This window comes from Kitasatospora sp. NPDC096147 (assembly GCF_044763225.1).
GTDB lineage: Bacteria > Actinomycetota > Actinomycetes > Streptomycetales > Streptomycetaceae > Kitasatospora.
In genome coordinates, this window is the sequence record NZ_JBIWFX010000001.1 from 749,231 (window position 1) to 770,027 (window position 20,797).

The 20,797-nt window shown below is 75.1% G+C and carries 20 protein-coding genes; 7 read left to right on the top strand and 13 right to left on the bottom strand.

Going from position 1 to position 20,797, the window contains the following annotated elements:
• Nucleotides 1–5: 5 nt before the first annotated feature.
• The 4 genes from ACIRBX_RS03130 to ACIRBX_RS03145 all read right to left on the bottom strand — a co-directional run bounded on the left by ACIRBX_RS03130 (nt 6) and on the right by ACIRBX_RS03145 (nt 4,047).
• The gene (locus tag ACIRBX_RS03130; RefSeq protein WP_402293403.1) at nt 6–218 is read right to left on the bottom strand and encodes a hypothetical protein; all 213 of its coding nucleotides are present in this window, start codon (nt 216–218) and stop codon (nt 6–8) included.
• Nucleotides 219–581: 363 nt separating this feature from the next.
• Entirely contained in the window at nt 582–1,757 is a 1,176-nt protein-coding gene (locus ACIRBX_RS03135; protein ID WP_402293404.1) for an alanine--tRNA ligase-related protein, read from the bottom strand.
• Nucleotides 1,758–2,092: 335 nt separating this feature from the next.
• Entirely contained in the window at nt 2,093–2,677 is a 585-nt protein-coding gene (locus tag ACIRBX_RS03140; protein WP_402293405.1) for a GNAT family N-acetyltransferase, read from the bottom strand.
• Nucleotides 2,678–2,697: 20 nt separating this feature from the next.
• Nucleotides 2,698–4,047, bottom strand: a complete 1,350-nt coding sequence (locus ACIRBX_RS03145; RefSeq protein ID WP_402293406.1) for a hypothetical protein — start codon at nt 4,045–4,047, stop codon at nt 2,698–2,700.
• Between the two features lie 246 nt (nt 4,048–4,293).
• On the opposite strand from ACIRBX_RS03145, the gene ACIRBX_RS03150 reads away from it, so the two are divergent.
• The gene (locus ACIRBX_RS03150; RefSeq protein ID WP_402293407.1) at nt 4,294–4,755 is read left to right on the top strand and encodes an ATP-binding protein; all 462 of its coding nucleotides are present in this window, start codon (nt 4,294–4,296) and stop codon (nt 4,753–4,755) included.
• A 106-nt stretch (nt 4,756–4,861) separates the two neighbouring features.
• The gene (locus tag ACIRBX_RS03155) at nt 4,862–5,083 is read left to right on the top strand and encodes a hypothetical protein (protein ID WP_402293408.1); all 222 of its coding nucleotides are present in this window, start codon (nt 4,862–4,864) and stop codon (nt 5,081–5,083) included.
• A gap of 397 nt (nt 5,084–5,480) precedes the next feature.
• Here the strand turns inward: ACIRBX_RS03155 and ACIRBX_RS03160 are convergent, their stop codons facing one another.
• On the bottom strand, nt 5,481–6,479 hold the full coding sequence (locus tag ACIRBX_RS03160; protein WP_402293409.1) for an ArsR/SmtB family transcription factor: 999 nt from the start codon (nt 6,477–6,479) through the stop codon (nt 5,481–5,483).
• Between the two features lie 271 nt (nt 6,480–6,750).
• Between ACIRBX_RS03160 and ACIRBX_RS03165 the strand changes: the two genes are divergently transcribed.
• Nucleotides 6,751–7,389, top strand: coding sequence for a GNAT family N-acetyltransferase (locus ACIRBX_RS03165; protein WP_402293410.1), 639 nt, complete (start codon nt 6,751–6,753; stop codon nt 7,387–7,389).
• 7 nt (nt 7,390–7,396) lie between these two features.
• Here ACIRBX_RS03165 and ACIRBX_RS03170 read toward each other — a convergent pair whose 3' ends face one another.
• Nucleotides 7,397–8,638 (bottom strand): alpha/beta hydrolase family protein, encoded by a 1,242-nt coding sequence (locus tag ACIRBX_RS03170; protein ID WP_402293411.1) that lies wholly within the window; start codon nt 8,636–8,638, stop codon nt 7,397–7,399.
• Nucleotides 8,639–8,750: 112 nt separating this feature from the next.
• On the opposite strand from ACIRBX_RS03170, the gene ACIRBX_RS03175 reads away from it, so the two are divergent.
• The 3 genes from ACIRBX_RS03175 to ACIRBX_RS03185 all read left to right on the top strand — a co-directional run bounded on the left by ACIRBX_RS03175 (nt 8,751) and on the right by ACIRBX_RS03185 (nt 10,802).
• A complete protein-coding gene (locus ACIRBX_RS03175) occupies nt 8,751–9,386 on the top strand; it encodes a TetR-like C-terminal domain-containing protein (RefSeq protein ID WP_402293412.1) in 636 nt (211 codons plus the stop codon).
• 130 nt (nt 9,387–9,516) lie between these two features.
• Entirely contained in the window at nt 9,517–10,152 is a 636-nt protein-coding gene (locus tag ACIRBX_RS03180; protein WP_402293413.1) for an HAD-IA family hydrolase, read from the top strand.
• On the top strand, nt 10,149–10,802 hold the full coding sequence (locus ACIRBX_RS03185) for a maleylpyruvate isomerase N-terminal domain-containing protein (protein ID WP_402293414.1): 654 nt from the start codon (nt 10,149–10,151) through the stop codon (nt 10,800–10,802). The genes ACIRBX_RS03180 and ACIRBX_RS03185 overlap by 4 nt, the downstream gene beginning before the upstream one ends.
• 48 nt (nt 10,803–10,850) lie before the next feature.
• On the opposite strand, the gene ACIRBX_RS03190 is transcribed toward ACIRBX_RS03185, so the two are convergent.
• The 7 genes from ACIRBX_RS03190 to ACIRBX_RS03220 all read right to left on the bottom strand — a co-directional run bounded on the left by ACIRBX_RS03190 (nt 10,851) and on the right by ACIRBX_RS03220 (nt 19,183).
• Nucleotides 10,851–11,798 carry a hypothetical protein gene (locus ACIRBX_RS03190; protein WP_402293415.1) on the bottom strand — a complete coding sequence of 316 codons (948 nt, stop codon included), beginning with the start codon at nt 11,796–11,798 and terminating at the stop codon, nt 10,851–10,853.
• 250 nt (nt 11,799–12,048) lie between these two features.
• Nucleotides 12,049–12,522 (bottom strand): hypothetical protein, encoded by a 474-nt coding sequence (locus ACIRBX_RS03195; protein ID WP_402293416.1) that lies wholly within the window; start codon nt 12,520–12,522, stop codon nt 12,049–12,051.
• A 207-nt stretch (nt 12,523–12,729) separates the two neighbouring features.
• Nucleotides 12,730–13,275, bottom strand: coding sequence for a hypothetical protein (locus ACIRBX_RS03200; RefSeq protein ID WP_402293417.1), 546 nt, complete (start codon nt 13,273–13,275; stop codon nt 12,730–12,732).
• Nucleotides 13,276–13,437: 162 nt separating this feature from the next.
• Nucleotides 13,438–14,631: an 8-amino-7-oxononanoate synthase gene (locus ACIRBX_RS03205; RefSeq protein ID WP_402293418.1), complete on the bottom strand. Its 1,194-nt coding sequence runs from the start codon at nt 14,629–14,631 to the stop codon at nt 13,438–13,440.
• A 492-nt stretch (nt 14,632–15,123) separates the two neighbouring features.
• Nucleotides 15,124–15,807 carry a hypothetical protein gene (locus ACIRBX_RS03210; RefSeq protein WP_402293419.1) on the bottom strand — a complete coding sequence of 228 codons (684 nt, stop codon included), beginning with the start codon at nt 15,805–15,807 and terminating at the stop codon, nt 15,124–15,126.
• Nucleotides 15,735–16,328 (bottom strand): hypothetical protein, encoded by a 594-nt coding sequence (locus tag ACIRBX_RS03215; protein ID WP_402293420.1) that lies wholly within the window; start codon nt 16,326–16,328, stop codon nt 15,735–15,737. Before ACIRBX_RS03215 ends, ACIRBX_RS03210 begins: the two co-directional genes overlap by 73 nt.
• Before the next feature lie 251 nt (nt 16,329–16,579).
• Entirely contained in the window at nt 16,580–19,183 is a 2,604-nt protein-coding gene (locus ACIRBX_RS03220; protein ID WP_402293421.1) for an ATP-dependent Clp protease ATP-binding subunit, read from the bottom strand.
• Nucleotides 19,184–19,419: 236 nt separating this feature from the next.
• Between ACIRBX_RS03220 and ACIRBX_RS03225 the strand changes: the two genes are divergently transcribed.
• Nucleotides 19,420–20,634, top strand: coding sequence for a glycosyltransferase (locus ACIRBX_RS03225; protein ID WP_402293422.1), 1,215 nt, complete (start codon nt 19,420–19,422; stop codon nt 20,632–20,634).
• Nucleotides 20,635–20,797 lie beyond the last annotated feature (163 nt).

Here is a 20,797-nt window from a genome sequence, read left to right on the forward strand (position 1 = left end):
CCCGGTCAGCGCCGCCGACGGTCGCGCGGTCGCCCGATCCGGCGCGGCGCCTGCCAGGCGGCGAACAGGACGCCGGCCGCCCCGATCACCGCCTGGAGCTCCCCCGGCCCGGCCAGCAGGCAGATGGCGGTGCAGACCACCAGGATCGCCAGCAGGGCGATCAGGTCGAGCCTGCGCTGGTCGGGACCGGAGTCCTCCTCGGGCTCCTGGAAGGGCATCGGGCGGGAATCCGCAGTGGACTCCGCAGTGGGCTCCGCAGTGGACCCCGCAGTTGACTCCGGGAGCGCGCCCGGCAGGCGGCCCGCCGTGGGGTCCGGCATGGGCCCCGGCTCGGACCCCGGCGCGGCGGACTGGTCCTGCGGCGGCTGAACGTGCGACGACACGGCTGGTCTCCCACCGTCGGGAGGGAGCAGGCCACCGGGAGCACGACCCCGTGGAAAGCAAACAGGCCGCATCACGCCGCATGTCTCCTGGGGTCGTTTCCCCGGCCCCGCCGCGCAACGCGACGGAACCTGCTCCCCCAAAGATCATGCAGCCGAGCGGCCACACACCACTCATGTAAGCCGATCCCTGACGCCCTGTCAATGTCCTTCCGTGGAGCGGAGGTTGGTGACCAGCTCGCGGGGGAGTCCGTGGGTGTCGTGCAGCTCGTGGAAGTCCTGCTCGGTGAGCCGGCCCCGGTAGCGCGGACGGGACAGCACCCGCCGGCCGCGCTCCAGCAGCCGGTCGAAGCGCTGCTCCTCCTCCGACAGCACCTGCCGCACCACCTCCGGGTCGGTGTCCTGCCGGAAGCGGTCCAGGGTGTGCCGGACCAGCTCCACCGGCAGGTCGCCGAGGCCGGCCGAGGGATCGGTCCGGCGCAGCACGGTGAGCACCCTGCGCAGCAGCCGGCGCAGCACGTAGCCCCGGCCGGTGGTGGACGGGAGCACCCCGTCGCCGATCACCACCACGGCGGAGCGCAGGTGGTCGGCGACCAGCCGCAGCGAGGGGTCGTCGAGCCGCCAGACACCCGGGAGGAGTCGGCGCCAGGGTTCGAAGACGTCGCCGTCGAAGACCGAGCGCCCGCCCTGGAGCAGGGTGGCCAGCCGCTCCAGCCCGAGCCCCGTGTCGATGTTGCGCTGCGGGAGCGGCACCAGTGAGCCGTCCTCCAGGCGGCGGTGACGCATCATCACGTGGTTCCACACCTCCACCCAGCGGTCGTCCCCGGTCGGGGTGGACTCCGGCGGGGTGTCGCCGGTCCAGAGGAAGATCTCCGAATCGGGGCCGCACGGGCCGGTCGGCCCGTTCGACCACCAGTTGTCCTCGACGGTGAGCTCGACCGGTACGCCCAGCCGCTGCCAGAGCTCCAGCGAACCGGTGTCGGGGCCGGTCCGCCCGTCCCCGCCGAAGGCGGTGGCGTGCAGCAGCCCCGGATCGATGCCGAAGCCCTCGGTGAGCAGCCCGTACCCCCACTCCAGGCTCTGCGGCCCCTCGTAGTCGCCGAGCGACCAGGTGCCGAGCATCTCGAAGACGGTCAGGTGGGTGAGGTCGCCGACCTCGTCGAGGTCGGTGGTGCGCAGGCAGCGCTGCACGTTGACCAGCCGTCGGCCGAGCGGGTGCGGCCGGCCCTCCAGGTACGGGGTGAGCGGGTGCATGCCGGAGGTGGTGAAGAGCACCGGGTCGCCCGGCGGCGGCAGCAGGGTCGAGCCGGTGATCGGGCGGTGGCCCCGGCCACGGTAGTACTCGGTGAACGTGCGGACGATCCGGTCGGTGTCCATGGTGCGCTCCTTGGCGATCTACGATCTGCGATCTGCGGGGAGGCGCCGGACGGCGGTGCGCACGGACGGTGGGACCGGGTCTGGAGACGACACCACCGGCGGACCGTGTCCGGTCGCCGGTGGGAGGTGAGGGTACGTCAGGCGGCGGCCGGCGAGCTGGTCGCTCGCGCGGCGGCGGTGGTGCGGTATCGGTCCATGACGTCCATGCCACCGAGGGTAACGCGGCCGGGCAGCCGTGGCACCGGGATTTCCGTCACATGGCCGCCCGGCCCCGCGCCGCCCTCCGGGCGTCGGCCCGGCCGGCTGCCCGGAAGCCCGGCCGTCCGTCCGTCCGCTCAGCCGCAGCGCGGGGTGCTCAACCGCGCCACCACACCGGGGCGCAGCACCATCGCGTCGTACTCGGGGGATTCGGGGGCGTGCCGGATCCGGCCGCCGATCACCTGGTAGCCCCAGCGGGGATAGGCGCTGCGGGCCGGTTCGTTGTCGTGGATGCAGGTGAGGGTGGTCCAGCGCTCGGGCCGGTGGCGGACGATCTCGTCGTGCAGGCGACGGCCGATGCCCTGGTTCCCCAGGCTCGGCAGGACCATCAACTCCCGCAGCCAGAAGACGTCCTCGGCGTCCGCCGCGTCCAACGCAGCCGTCGGCCGACTGCTGCCGAGGCTGACCCACCAGGCCCGGTCGGCGGGGAGCGTCACCCCGTGCACCAGCCCGACGGGCCGGCCGGCCAGGGTGGCGGTGACGGTCTCGAAGCCCGGCATCCCCATCGCCCCGCGCAGCCGCTCCTCGAAGGACTCCACCGAGAAGAACGGGTCCCCGGCGTACGGTGGCACCCCGTAGACCACCCGGTAGACCGCCACCAGGTCGCCCAGGACCTCCTCCGCGTCCTGCCCGTGGTGGTGTCGGAACTCGATGTCGTGCACGTGCCTGTCCTCCGCCCGGCTCAGGCGGTCCAGGCCGCCAGCCGCTCCGTGGTCTCCCTGACCTCGGCCAGGGACTGATGAGCCGTCAGTTTCTCACGGAACAGGGACAGTTGACGTTTGTTGCGGGCCGAGGCCATCCCGCCCTCGATCAGCCGCAGCGACTCCTGGGCGGCGGCCACCGTGCGGTCCACGTCCCGGTCCTGGAGGGCGGCGTAGGAGAGCCGGGCCAGGCACATGCCCCGGTTCCGGGAGTGCGCGATGTGCTGGAGCCGGGCCGAGCGGTCCAGTAGCCGGACGGCCTGCCGGTAGTGGCCGAGGTCGAGTCGGCACATGCCCTCCAGGCAGACCAGCTCGGCCTCGTTGAGGAAGCGCACCCAGCTCGGGTCCCGGTCGGTGGTGCCCCGGCCGAAGGCCTGCCAGGCCCGGCGGATCGCCGCCGCGCAGGCGGTCTCGTTGCCGAGCCGCCCGTAGCCCTGGGCCTCCCGGACGGCCAGCAGGGCCGTCACCCGGGGCGGTGCGCTCCACTCGGCCGCGTGCGCCTGGGCGATCCGGGCGTACCGAACGGCCTCCCGGGGCTTGTTCAGGTCGACGCTCTGCCGGGCCATGTTGGCCAGGGTGCGGGTGGCCAGCGGGTCGTTCCCGGAGAGCACGGCGGTGTTCAGCGCCTCGGAGAAGTACACCCGGGCCTCGGTCTGGCGCTCCGCGTCGTAGCAGAACCAGCCGAGCGAGGTGGTGAGTTGGCCCGCGATGTCGTGCAGCTCGCGGCCGACCGCCTCGCCGTAGGTGGCGTGGTCGATCAGGTCGTGCACCCGGAGCAGCTGGGCGCGGGCCGAGCGCCACAGCAGGTCGCCGCCGAAGCGCTGGTCGATCGCGTCGAGGTCGAGCGCGGTGGCCCGCAGCTCCTCGATCTCGTCCGCGCCGATCCGGGCCCCGCCGTGGGCGGCCACCGGGGCCGCGTCGAGCCAGGGCAGGCCACCGAGGGCGGCCGTTCCTACCGTTCTGAGAGCCTGACGGCGGTTCACTGGTCCGTGCTGGTCTTCCGTCTCGTGGTCCACCGCGCTGTCGGGCGGGCCGAAGGGGATCGCGGACATCACCGACACCACCGGCAGCCCGCCCCGGACGACGAAGCCGAGCGCCTCCGGCCCCCGGTCGAAGGCCGCCCGCAGGGCCGAGGCGTGGTCCGGCCGGGGCCACGGCGGAGCCGGGGCCTCCCAGCGCCGGTAGGTCCGCACGTTCACCTGGAACGCGCGGCTGGCCAGCACCTGCTGCCCCGCCGTGCTGATCCCGGCCGCGGCGGCCTCCTGGGAGAACCAGCCCTTGGAGATCCTGGCCGCGTAGAGCAACTCGTTGCCCGGCGGTCGCCGCCCCATGATGCCCCCTCCGCCACTGCTCCCTGACTGTCCGTGAACAGTGATCACGGTAGAGCAGTCCGCACCGCGACTCGCCGCCCCGTCCCCCGGACGAGGGACTCCGGACCGAACCGGTCCCCTGCATGCCCTCGCTATGCCCTCTCCGTGCCCTCGCGCCGGAGCGTTCCGACCGCCACCCTGGGTCACCACAGGAGCCGGGCGCTCCCGACGGATGGGAACGGACGGGAGATGGGAGCGGTACCGGTGATGACGACCCTTCAGGTGTGGGAGACGGACTTCCCGGCCCGGGCCGAGGCCGCGCGGCTGGCCCGGAGCTGGGTGCGCGGGCTGCTGACCGAGCACGGCTGGCCCGAGGACCGGGCCGACGACGTGGTGACCATCTGCTCGGAGCTGGTCACCAACGTCCTGCTGCACGCCTCCGGCCACCACCCGGCCGTGCCCGTCCGCCTCGAACTCGACCGCCTCGGCGGCTCCTGCCGCCTGGAGGTCAGCGACAGCCGCACCGAACGCGGCCCGGTGGTCCGCCCGGCCGGCGTCCGCGACCACGGCCAGGGCATGCGGCTGGTCGACGCGCTGGCCGCCGACTGGGGCGTCACCGCGCGGGGCGCCGCCAAGACCGTCTGGGCCGTCGTGCTGCACGGGGCAGCCGACCCGGAGGCGGCCGACCGGGGCGTCCCGGCCGGGGAGTCGGTGAGCGGCGTGTCCTGACGGCGCGTCGCTTCGCCGACACCCGGGTGCCGCGCCCGGCGTGCGGGGCGGGCGGGAGGCCGGTTGGCTGACCGGAGACCGTACCGACCAGGAAGGGCGATGTGCCATGACGGTGACCGCAGACCTCGACAAGATCCTCGACAAGGCGTACGAGAACCTCAGCCTGGAGGAGGTGCTCAAGGCACCGGTGGCGGCCCTGGCCGGGCTGACCGACGCCCACGGCACCGCCCTCGAAGCCCTGCGGATCAAGAGCATCGGGGACCTCGGCCGCAACAAGTACATCCGGGCCGCCGTCGCCATGGCCGATCTCCAGGACCGCGCGCACTGACCCGACCGGCTCCGGTGGACACCCCGCGCCCACCGGAGCCGCCCCGGTGCGGCGGCCTCACGGGCCGCTGCGGGGCAGCGCCCACGGTGCCCGGAGCAGGCGCCCGCGCTCCGGGCCGGTCCGGTGACCGTCCCCGGCACGGGCTCCGGTGCCTGAGCGGCCGTCAGGCCGGGCCCGGCAGCGGCGGGTTGTCCGCCGTCGCCATGGCCGATCTCCAGGACCGCGCGCACTGACCCGACCGGCTCCGGTGGACACCACGCGTCCACCGGAGCCGCCCCGGTGTGGCGGCCTCACGGGGGTGCTGCGGGGCGGCGTCCACGGTGCCCGGAGCAGGCGCCCGCGCTCCGGGCCGGTCCGGTGACCGTCCCCGGCACGGGCTCCGGTGCCTGAGCGGCCGTCAGGCCGGGCCCGGCAGCGGCGGGTTGTCGGCGAGCAGGTCGTGGCCGACCTCGGTGAGGCTGTGGCGGACCTGCTTGCCCTCGCGGTGGGTGGCGATCAGTCCGGCCGTCCGCAGCGCGGTGGCGTGGGCGGAGGCGGAGGGCGGGGTGACGCCCAGGCGCCGGGCGAGGCCGGTGGTGGAGCAGGCACCGCCCGCGATGGCACGCAGCACCCGGGCCCGGGCGGGGCCGAGCACGGTGGCGAGGCCGTCGGTCTCCGGCGGCCGGGCGGTGGGATCGGTGGCCGGGTGGGCTATCGGGTACAGCAGGAGGCTCTGGCGGCCCGGCTCGGCGAGCACGCTGACGTTGTGCTGGACGAAGTAGTTGGGCCGCAACTCCAGCCCCCGGCCGTCGAGTTCGATGGAGGCCGACAGTTCGCCGAGGGTGCACTCCAGGACTCCCTCGTCCCGCCAGACGGCCTTGGGGTGCAGCGAGCCGAGCATTTCCCCGATCCCGCCCCGGGCGGCGGCCCGGGCCCGGGCCGCGATGTCGGCCTCCAGGGCGCGGCGGATGTCCGGCCAGTCCGGGGCCAGGCAGGCCTGGAACAGCGCCCAGGCGCCGTCACCCACCTCGCGCAGGCCGCGGCTGCCGTCCTCGCGCAACCGGGCCAGCGCGGGCGGGACTTCGGCCACCTCGCCGAACATCGCGACGCCCTCCTGCACCGCCTGCTCCGGGACGGAGAGCAACGCGTCGAGCTCGTCGGTCAGCTGCCGGCGGACGGCGTCCAGGTCGGCCACCATGAAGTCGGGCACACCGATCGGGCTCGCGTTGACCACCTCCAGGAAGCGCGCGGCCCGCTGCGGCACGTGCCGGCGGGCGTCCCGCCACCACCGCTCGCTGCGCGTCCCGGCACCCTGGTGGATGCCGATCCGGGCCGCGCCGGCCACCAGGTGGTCCAGCGGCGACACCACGAACCGGGTCCGCGCGAGGTCCGCGACCCCGAACCTCAGTGCGATCACGAACCTTCCCCCGCCCCCGCAGCCGTCCTGACCTGCGCCTTGCCGACCATTAGGCCCAGAGGCTAATGCATGGCCCTCCGACCACCCCCGTTGGCATGCTCGCTGACGTCAGCACGGCCGAGCGGCCGCTCCGGCCCCCACCACGAGGGGAGTGGGGGCCGGAGCGGTCCCTCGGCCGGACGCGAGACGCCAGCCCGCCGTGGCGTGCGGACGACCGCTCGCCCAGCCCCCGGCGTGACCCCCGGCGCCCTACGGTGCCTACCCTGGAGCCATGCTCAAGACGATCTTGGATGCCGCCGCAGCGGGCCGGTTCCCCGCTGCGGACGGCTCGGTGACGGTGGTTCAGCAGCCCAGCGAGCGGGACGCCGGGGTGGTCGCGTTCAGCGCGCACGCCGTGGTCTTCACCGACCAGGACCCGGAGTGGGTGCGGGCCGCCGTGGCGGCGGCGCCCTCCGACGAGCTGGCCGCGCCGATGAACCCGCACTTCCTGGCCGCCTTCGCGGACCGCACCGGGCGCCGGATGGACACCATCGACCTGCTCTCGGCCGGCTCGCGACTGCCCGGCGAGGCCCCGCTGCCGCTGGCGCCGCTCACCGACCGGGACCACCCGCGGATCGTCCGGGCCCTCGACTACCGCGAGGACGTCCGGGTCTGGACGGTGCCCGGCGGGGTGCTGATCCTCGGCCGGGGGCTGGCCGGGCGCTGGGAGTGCGCCATCGAGGTCTCCCCCGAGGCACGGGGCCGGGGCCTGGGGCGCGACCTCGCCCTGAGCGCCCGTCACCTGCTGCCCGAGGGCGACCACGTCTGGGCCCAGCAGTCGCCCGGAAACGTACCGAGCGTCCGGTCCTTCCAGGCGGCCGGCTTCCGCCCGGTCGGCGCGGAGGCCCTGATGATCCCGCGTCAGGACTGAGCCCCGCTCAGGCGGCAGCGGGCGGGGCGGCCGACGGCGCGGCGGACCCGGCGGCCGGCAGGGTGCCGGCCAGCCAGTCGAAGGTGACCTGCTGGAAGCGGGCCATGGCACCCATGTGGCAGTGCTCCCCCGCGCCGTCCTCCTCCCGCAGGGTGACCAGGGCGTGCGGGCAGCGCAGCGCCGCAGCGACCCGCTGGGGCTGCCCACGGAAGAACTGGTCGTCGGCCGCGTCCAGGACCAGGGTCGGACAGGCGATCAGCTCGGCGGCGCCGTCGAGGGTGTAGGCGGCGGTACGGCGGACGTAGTCGCAGGCCGAGGACGCCCCGAAGGTCCAGATCCCGTTCCGCATCGCCCAGTTGACCTGGGTGTCGGCCGCCATCACCAGGGCCAGCACCGGCCCGGCGACGTCGTCCCGGCCCGCCGTGATCCAGTCCGCCAGGAACGGCGGCATCGCCGTCAGATGCGGCTCCTGGTAGTCGTACAGGCCGTCGTCGAGCACCAGCGCGGCGAGCCGGTGCTCGTGGGCGGCGGCCCGGGCCGCCAGGTAGCCGCCCAGGCTGTAGCCGAACAGCACCAGCCGGGCCGGATCGACCTCGGCGCGGGTGAGCGCGTAGTCGACCACCGGGGTCACCACCGCCTCCCAGTCCGGCCGGAAGACCAGGCCCTGGACGCGCAGCGCCGCGCCCTGGCCGGGGCCGTCGAAGGCGAGCACGTTGTAGCCCCGGCGCAGCGCAGCCGCCGCGAGGACGAAGTAGGACTCCTCCAGCGTGGAGTCGAAGCCGCTGGTGAAAAGGACGGTGGGGCGGGCGGCACCGGAGTCGTCCACCAGGAAGAGGTAGCCCGGGAGGGAGGTGTCCTCGTACGGGATCGTGACGGCCTCGACCGGACGGTCCATCAGGCCGGCGGCGGTGGCGAAGGTCTCCCGGGAGAGCCGCGAGAGCTCCTGCACCTCGGGGTCGCGGGCCGGGTCGTCCCGGCGGTAGAACTCGGCCGTGCGGTAGTAGTTGGAGGCCCGCAGCAGTGCCTCGCGCGCGCTGACCCGGGCGCCGTCGGCCAGCGCCCGCCGACCGAGGTCGTGGACGCGGTCGGCGGTTGCCCGCCACTCGCGCAGCCACGCCGCGGTGTCCCCCTCCCCGATCCGGCCGGCGGTGGCCACCACCTCACCCAGGTCGGCCCCGGCCTCCTGGGCGAAGCCGGCGGCCCGGAGGGTCTCGAAGGAGAACGACTCGTCCTCGAACAGGAACTTCATGGTGCGCACCTCCGCACATAGTCGAGACGGACCCGTTCCGTCTCATCTCTCGACCGACGGTACGCCCGCCCGAGACGAGACGCAACCGTTCCGTATCGACTAGACTCACCCCATGGCACGCGCATCCGACCCCACCCCCTCCGACCCCGCCCCCTCCGACACCACCGCCCCCCGGCCCCCCGGCGGCCCGGTGCTCCAGGACTCGGTGACCACGGCGATCACCGAGGCCTTCTTCGCCGAGCTGGCCTCGGCCGGATACGCCAGGCTCTCCCTGGAGGCGGTGGCCAGGCGCGCGGGCGCCGGAAAGGCCGCCATCTACCGGCGGTGGTCCTCCAAGCAGGAGATGGCCGTCGCCCTGCTGTCGGACCTGGTCGCCCACACCCCCGAGCCCCCCGACAGCGGTTCGCTCCGAGGTGACCTGCGGGCCTTCCTGGGCGAGGTCGCCGAGGGCCTGTCCCATCCGCTCGCCGCCCGGATCGTCCCCGACCTGATCGCCGAGGGCGGGCGCAACGACGAACTGGGCCAGGCCCTCCTGCGCACCGTCCGCGACCCGCGCCGCGCCCGCGCCACCCGCATGCTGCAACGCGCCGTGGACCGCGGCGAACTCCCGGCCGGGCTCGACCTCGACATCGCCCTCGACCTGCTGGCCGGCCCGCTGTACTGGCACCTCGCCGTCGTCCACGCCCCCGCCGGTCCCGACTACCTCGACCGGCTCACGAACGCCCTGCTCGCCGCCCTGACCGCCTGACCCGTCGGCCGCCTGACCCACCGTCCCGGAATGCGACGGGCCCGTCACGATCCGCCGACAGGCATCCGCCCCACTGCCGCACGGCGGCGACAGTGGGCGCACCGACCTACTGCGGCAAGGGGGAACGAGCATGACCACGGCCTGCGTCATCCTCGACATCGGCGGCGTGCTGGAGCTCACGCCCGAGACCGGCTGGGTGCGGAGCTGGGAGGAGCGGCTCGCCCTGCCGCCGGGCGGGATCGCCGAGCGGATGGGGGACGTCTGGCGGGCGGGCCGGATCGGGGAGGTCGAGGAGGCGGAGGTGGAGCGGCAGGTGGCGCTCCGGCTCGGTCTGGACGAGGCGGGCCGGAGCGCCTTCCTGGCCGACCTCTGGACCGCCTACCTGGGCACGCCGAACGACGGACTCGTCTCGTACGTCCGCGCGTTGAAGGGGAGCTGCCGCCTGGGCATCCTGAGCAACAGCTTCGTCGGCGCCCGGGAACGGGAGGCCGCCCGCTACCACTACGACGACTGGGCGGAGCGGATCGTCTACTCGCACGAGATCGGCTTCGAGAAACCCGACCCGCGCGCCTACCGGGCGGTCTGCGCCGCCCTCGGGGTGCGGCCGGAGGACTGCCTCTTCGTGGACGACTCCCCCGTCTGCACCGAGGGCGCGGAGACGGCCGGGATGCGGGCACACCTGTTCCGGGACACCGCCGGGACGGTCGCCCGGATCGCCGAACACCTGGCCCGGTACGGGGGCGGACACGGTAACGTCCGGGCATGAGCACCTCCACCGGCCCCGTGACCGCAGACGACCTCGACCTCGCCGTCCAGCACGCCTTGGCGGCCCTGGAGCGCGCGCCCGAGGGCACCGACTGGGACCGGCCGGCCGGCAGTCTGACCTGGACCTGCTGGGAGACGGTCGAGCACCTGGCCGACGACCTCTTCGCCTACGCGGCCCAACTCGGCCCGCGCAAGCCACCGTTGACCGGCGAGGTGCCGTTCGTCTGGGAGGCCCGGCGCGAGGGCGGCCCGGCCAACGCGATCCACGCCGACCGGACGGCGGGCCCGTCCGGGCTGCTCCAGGTGCTGGAGGCGGCCGGGGCGTTCCTGGTCGCACTGGTGCGGGTGACGGGGCCTCAGGTCCGGGCCTACCACGGGTACGGGATCTCGGACGCCGAGGGCTTCGCCGCCATGGGCGTCGTGGAGACCCTGGTGCACACCCACGACCTGGCCGAGGGTCTCGGACTCGACTGGGCCCCGCCCGCCGGGGTCTGCGCCCGGACGGTGGCCCGGCTGTTCCCGGACGCCCCGGCGGGCCAGGACCCGTGGCGGACCCTGCTCTGGTGCACGGGCCGTGCGGACCTGCCGGGCCGTCAGCGCCCCGCCCGCTGGCGGTGGGACGGCCGCCCCGCAGCCGAGCGGACGGACTGAGACTCGGGCGGATCGGGCGGGGCATCGGGAGAGCGGGCGGCGGCCTGCTCAGCTGCTGTGGAGCTCGGCGCGCAGCAGGTTCGGGTCCGGGGGCTGGGTGAAGAAGGCGCCGTCGGTGACCTGGACCCGGCCGCCGCAGACCGTGACCGAGGTGGGGTTGGAGAGCCCGTCCTGCCGGGTCAGCACCACCGTGCGGGTGCCGCCGGTGGCGACGTGGACCACCTCGTCGGCCACGTTCCGGGCCGCGAGCAGGTCGTCGTCCCGGCCGGTGAAGCCGAAGTCGTCGATGCCGTCGAGGCCGGTCAGCCTGGTCTCCACCGGGCCCGCGCTGCCGTCCGGGGCGACCGGGATGCGCAGCACGGTGCCCCGGTCGGTGTTGGAGACCCAGACCGCGCCGTCGTGGAGGCGGGCGCCGTTGGCGCCGATGAAGCCGACCGGCCGGAGTTCGTCGGCGGTGGCCCAGGCCTCGGGGACGCCGCCGTCGGCCGGGATCCGCCAGACGGTGCCGAGCACCGAATCGGCGGCGTAGAGCATGCCGTGCTCCTGATCGAGCGTCAGGCCGTTCGGGATGCCCTCGGGCGGGAGGGCGGCGATCCGCTCGGGCGGGCAGCCGGGCCGGATCCGCCAGACGCCGGTGGACGCCTCCCCGGTCACGTAGTTGACGAAGAGGGTGCCGTCCTCGGCCCGGGCGATGCCGGTCAGCGCCGCGTAGCCGAACAGCGGGGTGGCCGGCCGGTCGACGGCGGGCAGGGTGGCCAGGATCGCCACCTGACCGTCCGGCCCGACCCGGGCCACCTGGCGGCTGCGCAGCAGGGTCAGGACCGCGCCACCGTCGGGCTCCGGCACCAGGTTCTCCGGCAACTGCCCGGCGGCGAAGTCGAAGTGGGCCGCGACGTACGGGGCGGCGAGCGGTGGGGCGACGGCCGTCGCCGAGGCGGGCGCGAGCAGCACCAGGGCCAGGGCTGCGGCCCCGGCCAGGCGGGTGGAGCGGTACACGGGGACTCCTCACGGGGACGCGCCGGGCACCGGTCGACGGTCACGGGCCCGGCCTTGCCCCACAGCAGAGCACGCCCGCCGCCCGGCTGCCCGCCGGGCTGCGCCACCCGGTGGCCGGCCCCGGCCCCGGTCCCGGCCGCCGTCCGCAGGTGGCGTGGGAGGGGATACCGGGCGGGTGTGCGGTGAGCCCGCACCGGCCGGCCGGGGCCGGGCCGGGGCCGGGCCGGTACGGGCTCACCGGCCGGTCCGGTCAGACGGTGTCGAGCTGGCCGTTCACGTACAGCTTGCCGGTCGCGCTGAGCAGTGCGGGGTTGGTCACCGGGCGGACCGGGCCGAGGCAGTGCACCTGGAAGTTCGGGTTCAGGGTGGTGGGCCCGCAGTGCACGTCGCCGCCGAAGCTGGTGACCTCGCTGCCCTCGATGGTGACGGCACTCGGGGCGCCGTAGCTGTCCACCACCAGGACGGCCTGGACCGAGCTGCCGCCGTTGCTGAACAGCAGGCAGCTCTGGAAGGTGATCTCCCGGTTGGCCCGGTGGTCCTTGCGGGTGCAGTTGAACGCACCGGAGGGGTAGGCGTTCCAGGTCGACTCGGTGATCGCGGGCGAGCCCGGTCCGGCCGCGCCGGTACCGGCGCCCGCCCCGACGGCGGAGGCCGGACCCGCTCCGAGGGCGCCGAGGGCGGCGACTCCGGCGAGGGTGGCGAGGAGCCTGTTGGTGCGCTGCATGTGGTTCTGTCCCTTGGTTCGGGTGACGTCCCGGGGGTGGCTCCCCGGCACCTGTCGCGACGGGTGGCGACCCGCCGTCCGGCCCAAGCTTCGTCCCCGACGCACCGGGGCGGCCATGTGCCGATCGGCACGGATACCGGGCCTCCGGCGCGAGCCCCCGTGCCGATCGGCACTGTTCGCCCGGCGTGCTCTCTGGTAGGGGGCGGCTCAGCCCTGCGCGTTGTGGAAGCCGATCAGCAGCGCTCCCCACCAGCCGAGTTGGGAGAGCAGCGCGGAGGCCGCGCCGCGCAGCAGCAGCGGCCGGGGCGGGCGCCGGTCGCCGTAGTGGGCCAGTCGGCGCTGGAGGGCCAGGGCCTGCACGCCGTTGAGGGCGATCAGCAGCACCAGCACCAGCTTGAGCCGGGTCAGGCCGGAGTCGAGGCGGGGCTCCAGCAGGATGCCGCTGAGCGTCAGCCCGGCCAGGCCGCCCCAGATCGGGACGTGCAACGGGGCCGCCAGGTCCAGCACTTGGCAGAGCGTGCGGCGGCCGAACAGCCAGAGCGCGCCGACGTAGTCGACGGCCAGGACCGCGCCGAAGCCGGCCACCAGGGAGACCAGGTGCACCAGCAGGGCGGCGGTGTGCAGGGCGGGTGCGGTCCGGACGTGACCGGCCGTCCAGGCGCTGGCGGCCCAGAAGACGGCCAGCCCGAACGACACCAGGGCATGGCGGAGTGCACTGCCGCGCGGGGGCACGGCAGGGTCGGACTGAGGCATGGGGGTGCTCCCGGGTGGGGGTCCGGCAGACTGACGCAGTGTCAGGTCAGGGTTCCGCTTCCCGGCCGATCTCGTCAATAGGTCTGGACCAATCGGAGGGTCGGACGACCTCCCCGCACCCCCCGGGAGCACACGAACGACTCGGATCGAGCCCGAGCTCCGTCAGCCCCGGGGCGCCGTCCGGCGGATCACCGCCACCGCCTCGGCGATCTGCCGGTCCGTCAGGTCGCCCCGGGCGGTGAGCCGCAGGCGCGAGACGCCGTCCGGCACCGACGGCGGCCGGAAGCAGCCGACCGCGAGACCGGCGGCCCGGCAGTCGGCCGCCCACTGCACGGCCGCCTCCGGGCCCGGGGCCCGGACCGAGACCACGGCGGCGTCCGGGGCACTGGCCGTCAGCCCGGCGGCGGTCAGCTGCGCGGAGAGCGAGCGGGCCACCTCCAGCGCCCGTCCGGCCCGGTGCGGCTCGGCCCGCAGCAGCCGCAGCGCGCCGAGCGCGGCGCCGACGGCGGCCGGGGCGAGGCCGGTGTCGAAGATGAAGGTGCGGGCGGTCTCGGTCAGGTGCCTGATCACCCGTCGGGGGCCGAGCACCGCCCCGCCCTGCGAGGCGAGCGACTTGGAGAGGGTGACGGTGGCGACCGTGTCGGGCGCGCCGGCCAGTCCGGCGGCGGCCGGCGCGCCGCTGCCGCCGGGGCCGAGCACTCCGAGTCCGTGCGCGTCGTCGATCAGCAGGGCGGCGCCGTGCGCGCGGGCGGCGGCGGAGAGCGCGCCGATCCGGGCCGCGTTGCCGTCCACCGAGAACACCGAGTCGCTCACCACCAGCGCACGGCGGTGGGTGCGCCCGGCGAGCGCCTCCGCGACCGCCGCCGGGTCGTCGTGCGGGGCCCGGTGCACGTCGCTGCGGGAGAGGCGGCAGCCGTCGATCAGTGAGGCGTGGTTGTTGGCGTCCGAGACGATCAGGGTGTCCGGATCGGTGAGCGCGGTGAGCGCGGCCAGGTTGGCGGCGTAGCCGGAGGAGAAGACCAGCGCCGCCTCCACCCCGCAGAAGTCGGCCAGCTCCTGCTCGAGTTCGGTGTGCAGCGCGGTGGTGCCGGTGACCAGCCGGGAGCCGGTGGCGCCGCCGCCCCAGCGCAGCGCGGCGTCGGCGGCGGCCCGGGTGACGACGGGGTGGTGCACCAGGCCGAGGTAGTCGTTGCTCGCCAGGTCCAGCACCGGGTCCTCGGCGGGGCGGCTGCGCAGCGTCCTGGTGAGCCCGGCGGCGGCACGCAGCCCGGCCGCCTCGTCGAGCCAGTCGAAGACGGCGGCGGGGCCGCTGGTGGAAGCGCTGCTGGCGGCGTCGGGCCGGGCGGAGTGGACCATGGCCCGCACTCTGTCACCCACCCGGCCCGGGGACAACGCCCCGCCCGGCCCACCCCTCGTCACACCACGCCTGACCTGCGGAGACACCGGAGCTCGGGGCGGCTGATGTGGCTGAGTTCACGCCCCCGAACGGACAGCCAGGGACCTGCCCGGACCGCGTGCCGACGACGGGAGGCGCGCCCCGGCCGGACCGCCGCCGGTCGGCACCGGACCGGCCGACGGCCCCGGCACCCCCGGTGCACGTCATGGGCGAGGCCGGCCGGACTCCCGCGCCGCAGGCCATCTCGGACGGGCCGTCAGCGGACGACACCGGGGGCCCGCCGAGGCAGGGGGCGGCGTGTGGCCCGGTACCCGCCCCCGACCACCAACGGCCAAGGCCGCTCCGGGGGCACCACCGACGAGCCGTCAGGAGGCAGCGTCCGGCCCGGCGCCACCGGGAGTGGTGAAGCGCCGGGTGCGGCGCACTGCCGCCCGGCCCCGCCGCTGCCGGGTTCACCCCGTCGATGAGCCGTCCGCAGCCGGTGCCGTCCCGGCATCCTGCCGAGCGGCGAAGCGGAATGGGACCCCCAGGTACTCGGCCAGGGCCCGTCCGGCGCGCTCGGCCGCCAGGACCTCGAGCGGGCCCCCGTCCGGGGCCGCCGCGCCGAGGAAGTGCTCGGCCGAAGGGCGGTCCACCCGGGCGATCGTGTGCCGTTCCCCCGCGTCGGCGGTGACCACGAACAGCTCCGTGACCCGCCCCCGTACGGGGTGCTCGCCCTGGACCGCCGCTACGGCCGCCACCGGACCGCCAGTGCCGGCCGCCTTGCGGGCCAGCGACTCGAGGTCGAGCGGACTGACCGGATCGCGAGCGCCCCGGTCACCGTGGTGCGCCACCCGGTCCGCCGTGATCAGCCGGGCGGTGTCGGGCCCGATGCCGTCGGGCACCAGCCCGAGCTGCCCGATGAGTCGGTCGGCCTGGTGCGACCGGCCCATCAGCACGTAGCCGTCGATCTCCTCCCGGAGTCCGGCCGGCAGGCCCGCCCACCATGCGGCCCGGGCCGCCGCGTCCATCGGGACCGTGGACGGTTCCGCCTCGGCCGAGGCCGAGTCCACCTGACGACCGGTCAGCGGGACCGAGGGGCGCCAGCGCGGCGCCTCGTCGTCGGGCTCGTCGGGGCTGGCGAAGTGGAACGGCACGCCGAGACGCTCGGCCAGCGTCGGCCCGCTCGCTCGGCGGCCACCGCCGCCGCGGGCCGACGCCCCGTCACCGCACTCGCACTCGCACCCGCACCCGCACCCGCTTCGAGGAAGCGCTCCGCGGTCGACTGGTACACCGAAGCGAGGCTGCGCTCCGACTCCGGTCCGTCGATGACGGCCCGCAGGATCACGAACCAGTCGTGGACGGTGTCCCCGTCCCAGACCGCCTCGACGGCCACCACCCGCCCCTCGCACCCGGCCGCCTTGCGGGCCAGCGACTCCGGGTCGAGCGGACTGTCCGGCTCGCCGGCCACCCGGTCCGCGTAGTGGGCGTAGCGGTCTCCCGCGATCAGTTGGGCGCAGCCGACCCCGATGCCGTCGATCCGGAAGCCGACTGCCGTGATCACCCTCACCGCGCCCAGCATGGCGTCCTGGCACACGTACCCGTCGATCTCCTCGCGGATGCCGGCCGGCAGCCCGGCCCACCACTCGTCCCTGGCTTCCCGTCGCAGGATGACCATTCGTACCCCCTCGGTTCCGGCACGCACCATAGCCTCCCCGGGGCGAGCGTGCGATGGCCCCCGGTCACACTCGGCGCGACGTCCGGCGTCGGCCCCGCCGTAACGCCCCGGCCCGGGGCGCGTCGCCGGCGCACGGCGGGCCGCACCTGCGGGCACATCCTCACCCGGCCCGGCCCCACCGCCTCCCGGACCGCGAACCGCCGCGCCCGCCCCTCCGGCGTGGCCGGTGGGGCGGGCGCGGTGACGGCGGCTCAGACCACCGGCTTCACGTCGGTGCCCTCCCCGAAAGCGGCCTTCGCGTCGTCCTCGCTCGCCGGAGGCTGCTCGGCGGCGGCCCGTTCCTCGGCCTCGACCTGCTCGGTGGACTTCGGGCGGCCGATCGAGACCGCGAGCTCGTCCCCGTCGGCGTCGGCCACGATGGTGTCGCCGGGCTCCAGTTCGCCGCCGAGCAGCAGCGAAGCGACCTTGTTGTCCAGCTCGCTCTGGATGGTGCGGCGCAGCGGACGGGCGCCGAAGGCGGGCTGGTGGCCGTGGGCGACCAGCAGCCTGCGGGCCGCCTCGGTCACCTCCAGCTCCATGCCCTGGGCCCGGACCCGGCGTTCGCTGCCCTTGAGCAGCAGGTCGACGATCTTCCCGAGGTCGTCGGCGGTGAGCGCGTCGAAGATGACGGTTTCGTCGATCCGGTTGAGGAACTCGGGCGGGAAGTGCGCCTGGAGGTCGGCCATCAACTGCGGGCGGATCGCGGCGGTGTCGCCCTCGGCGGCCAGGATGCGCTGGGCACCGATGTTGCTGGTGAGGATCACCACCGTGTTCCGGAAGTCCACCGTGCGGCCCTGGCCGTCCGTCAGCCGGCCGTCGTCCAGCACCTGGAGCAGGGTGTTGAAGACGTCGGGGTGCGCCTTCTCCACCTCGTCGAAGAGCAGCACGCTGTACGGCTTGCGGCGGACCTTCTCGGTCAGCTGCCCGGCCTCCTCGTAGCCGACGTAGCCGGGCGGAGCGCCGACCAGCCGGGAGACGGTGTGCTTCTCCTGGAACTCGCTCATGTCGAAGCGGATCAGCCGGTCCTCGTCGCCGAACAGCAACTCGGCCAGTGCCTTGGCGAGTTCGGTCTTGCCGACGCCGGTCGGGCCGAGGAAGAGGAAGGAGCCGACCGGCCGGTCCGGGTCGCCCATGCCGGCCCGGCTGCGGCGGACCGCCTCGGCGATCGCCACCACCGCCTCGTCCTGGCCGATCACCCGGCTGTGCAGGGCGTCCTCCAGCTTGAGCAGCCGGTCCTTCTCGCTCTCGGTCATCTGGGCCACCGGGATGCCGGTCCGCCGGGAGAGCACCTCGGCGATGTCGTCCACCGTCACCGCCATCACGCCCTCGCGGCGCTCGGCGATCCCGGCCAGCTCGGCCTCGGCCTCGGCGATCCGCTTCTTCAGCTCGCCCGCCCGGTCGAACTCCTCGGCGGCCACCGCCTGATCCTTCTCCCGGCGCAGCTTGGCGATCCGGTCCTCCAGGCCGATCGCCGGGGTGGACTTGCCGAGCGACTTCAGCCGGACCCGGGCACCGGCCTGGTCGAGCAGGTCGATGGCCTTGTCGGGCAGGAAGCGGTCGCTGACGTAGCGATCGGAGAGCTCGGCGGCGGCCACCAACGCGCCGTCGGAGAAGCGGACTTGGTGGTGCTCCTCGTAGGCGTCGCGCAGGCCCTCCAGGATCTGCACCGTCTCCTCGACGCTCGGCTCGGGCACCAGCACCGGCTGGAAGCGGCGCTCCAGGGCGGCGTCCTTCTCGACGTGCTTGCGGTACTCGTCGATGGTGGTGGCACCGATCACGTGCAACTCGCCGCGCGCCAGGGCGGGCTTGAGCATGTTCCCGGCGTCCATCGCGCCCTCGCCGCCGGCGCCGGCCCCCACCACCGTGTGCAACTCGTCGATGAACAGCACCAGGTGGTCGGAGGACTCCTTGACCTCGTCGATCACCCCCTTCAGCCGCTCCTCGAACTCGCCCCGGTACTTGGCGCCGGCCACCATGCCGGCCAGGTCCAGCGAGACCACCCGACGGCCCTCCAGGGTGGCGGGTACCTCCCCGGCCACGATCCGCTGGGCCAGGCCCTCCACGATCGCGGTCTTGCCGACCCCGGGCTCGCCGATCAGCACCGGGTTGTTCTTGGACCGCCGGGAGAGGATCTCGACGGTCTGCTCGATCTCCTCGGCCCGGCCGACCACCGGGTCGAGCTTCCCGGCCCGGGCGTCGGCGGTCAGGTCCCGCCCGTACTCGTCCAGGGTGGGGGTGGTGGAGGCCCCGGTGGCCGGGGTGCCCTCGCCCGCGGCGGCCCGGTCGGTGTCGGTGCGCAGCCGCTTGAGGTCGGTGCCGCCGGAGGTGAGCAGCTTGGCCGCTCCCGAGTCCGGGTCGTCCAGCAGGGCGCCGAGGATGTGCTCGGGCCCGATGTAGGAGCCGCCGGCGGCCTGCGAGCGGGCGTGCGCGGAGCGCAGCACCCGCTTGGCGGCGGGGGTGAGCCGGGGATCGGCGGAGGGGGTGCCGGCGACGCCCGGCATCACCTTGGCCAGCTCCTCGCCCAGTTGGTCCGGGTCCACCCCGGCCTGCACCAGCAGGCCGCGGGCCGGCTCGACCAGGGTGGCGGCCCAGAGCAGGTGCCCGGTGTCCAGGTCCTCGCTGCCGTCCTCCTCCGCGCGGGCGGACGCCCGGGCGATCAGCTCGCGGGCCGAGTCGGAGAGCAGCTTGCCGATCGGCACCCGCTGGACGGCCGGCGGCGAGGAGGACGGGGACATCCCGAAGAAGCGGTTGAGCAGGTCCGAGAACGGGTCCGGGCCCTCGTGCGCGCCGAACGAACCGAAGGGGGGCATGGACATACCGGTACGGCCTCCTAGACCCCCCGTCAGATGGCGTGACTGCTCCTCCATCCGACCACCGGGCCGGGCCGTGCTCCCTGCGCTGCTGCGCCATCCGGGCGGCGGCCCGCCGGGCCCGTGGCCCGCGCTCTCCGCCGTGATCAACTTATAACGCGTCAGGGGGCTTGTGGCAAGGGCCCCTTGACCACGCAGAATCACCCCTCGAACAACGATCACCGACCTTCGGGGGACCTGAGATGCGTGTACTTCTGCTGGCCTACGGATCGCGCGGCGACGTCGAGCCGATGGTGGGCCTGGCACTCGCCCTGCGCGAAGCCGGCGCCGAGGTGCGGTTCTGCGCGCCGCCGGACTTCGCCGGGCTGGTGGCGGAGAGCGGGCTGGAACTGGTGCCGCTCGGCCGGTCACTGCGGGAGACGGCCCGTCAGGCCGTCCTGGGGACGGGGCCGGTGATGACCCTCCAGGAGCGGGCCGCGCTGGTGGTCGCCGAGACCTACGCACAGACCTTGCCCGCCGCCGAGGGCTGCGACGCCGTGGTGGCCACCGGCCTGGTGCCGGCCGCGGCCGCCGCCCGGACGGTCGCCGACCGGCTCGGCGTGCCGTACTCCTTCGTCGCCTACTTCCCCAGCTACCTGCCCTCCGCCGACCACCCGCCGCTGCCCTGGCCGGGCCACCCGCTGCCGGTGGAGGAGACCGACAACCGGGTGCTCTGGCAGCAGAACGAAGAGGTGCTGGACGAACTCTTCCGCGACGCCGTCAACGTCCACCGGACCTCGGTCGGCCTGGAGCCGGTCGCCCACGTCCGCCCGTACGTGCTGACGGACCGTCCGCTGCTGGCGGCGGACGCCGACCTCTCCCCCTGGCAGCCGACCGACGAGCTCGCGGTGGTGCAGACCGGCGCCTTCGTCCGGCCGGACGACCGCCCGCTGCCGGACGCGCTGGAGGAGTTCCTGACGGCGGGTGAGGCCCCGGTGTACGTCGGCTTCGGCTCGATGCCGGTACGGGACGCGGAGGCGGTGGCCCGGAACGCGGTGGCCGCCGTCCGGGCCCAGGGGCGCCGGGTGCTGCTGGCCCGGGGCTGGGCCGAGCTGGCCACCGGGCCGGCGGCGGACGTGCACCTGCTGGACGAGGTGAACCAGCAGGCGCTGTTCCGCCGGGTGGCGGCGGTGGTGCACCACGGCGGGGCCGGCACCACGACCACCGCCGCCGGGGCCGGGGCGCCCCAGGTGCTGGTACCGCAGATGGCCGACCAGCCGTACTGGGCCCGCCGGGTGGCCAAGCTCGGCGTCGGAGTGGCGCACGACGGGCCGGTGCCGACCTTCGACTCGCTCTCGGCCGCGCTCGCGGTGGCCCTCGCCCCGGAGACCGCCGACCGCGCCCGCGCGCTGGCCGGCCGCCTGCGCACCGACGGGGCCGCGACCGCCGCGCGGCTGCTGCTGGCGGGCGGCGCCTGACGGACCGACCCGGAGCACCGCTGCGGGGCGGGAACCGGGGGAGCTCGCAGGAGCGGCCCTCCTGCTCCCCGCCCCGCGCCTCCGGAGGACGGCCCGGACACGGCCGGCGACCCCCGGCCGAGCCCGGGCGCGGCCGACCGAGCGCCTCCGAACGCCGGACGGC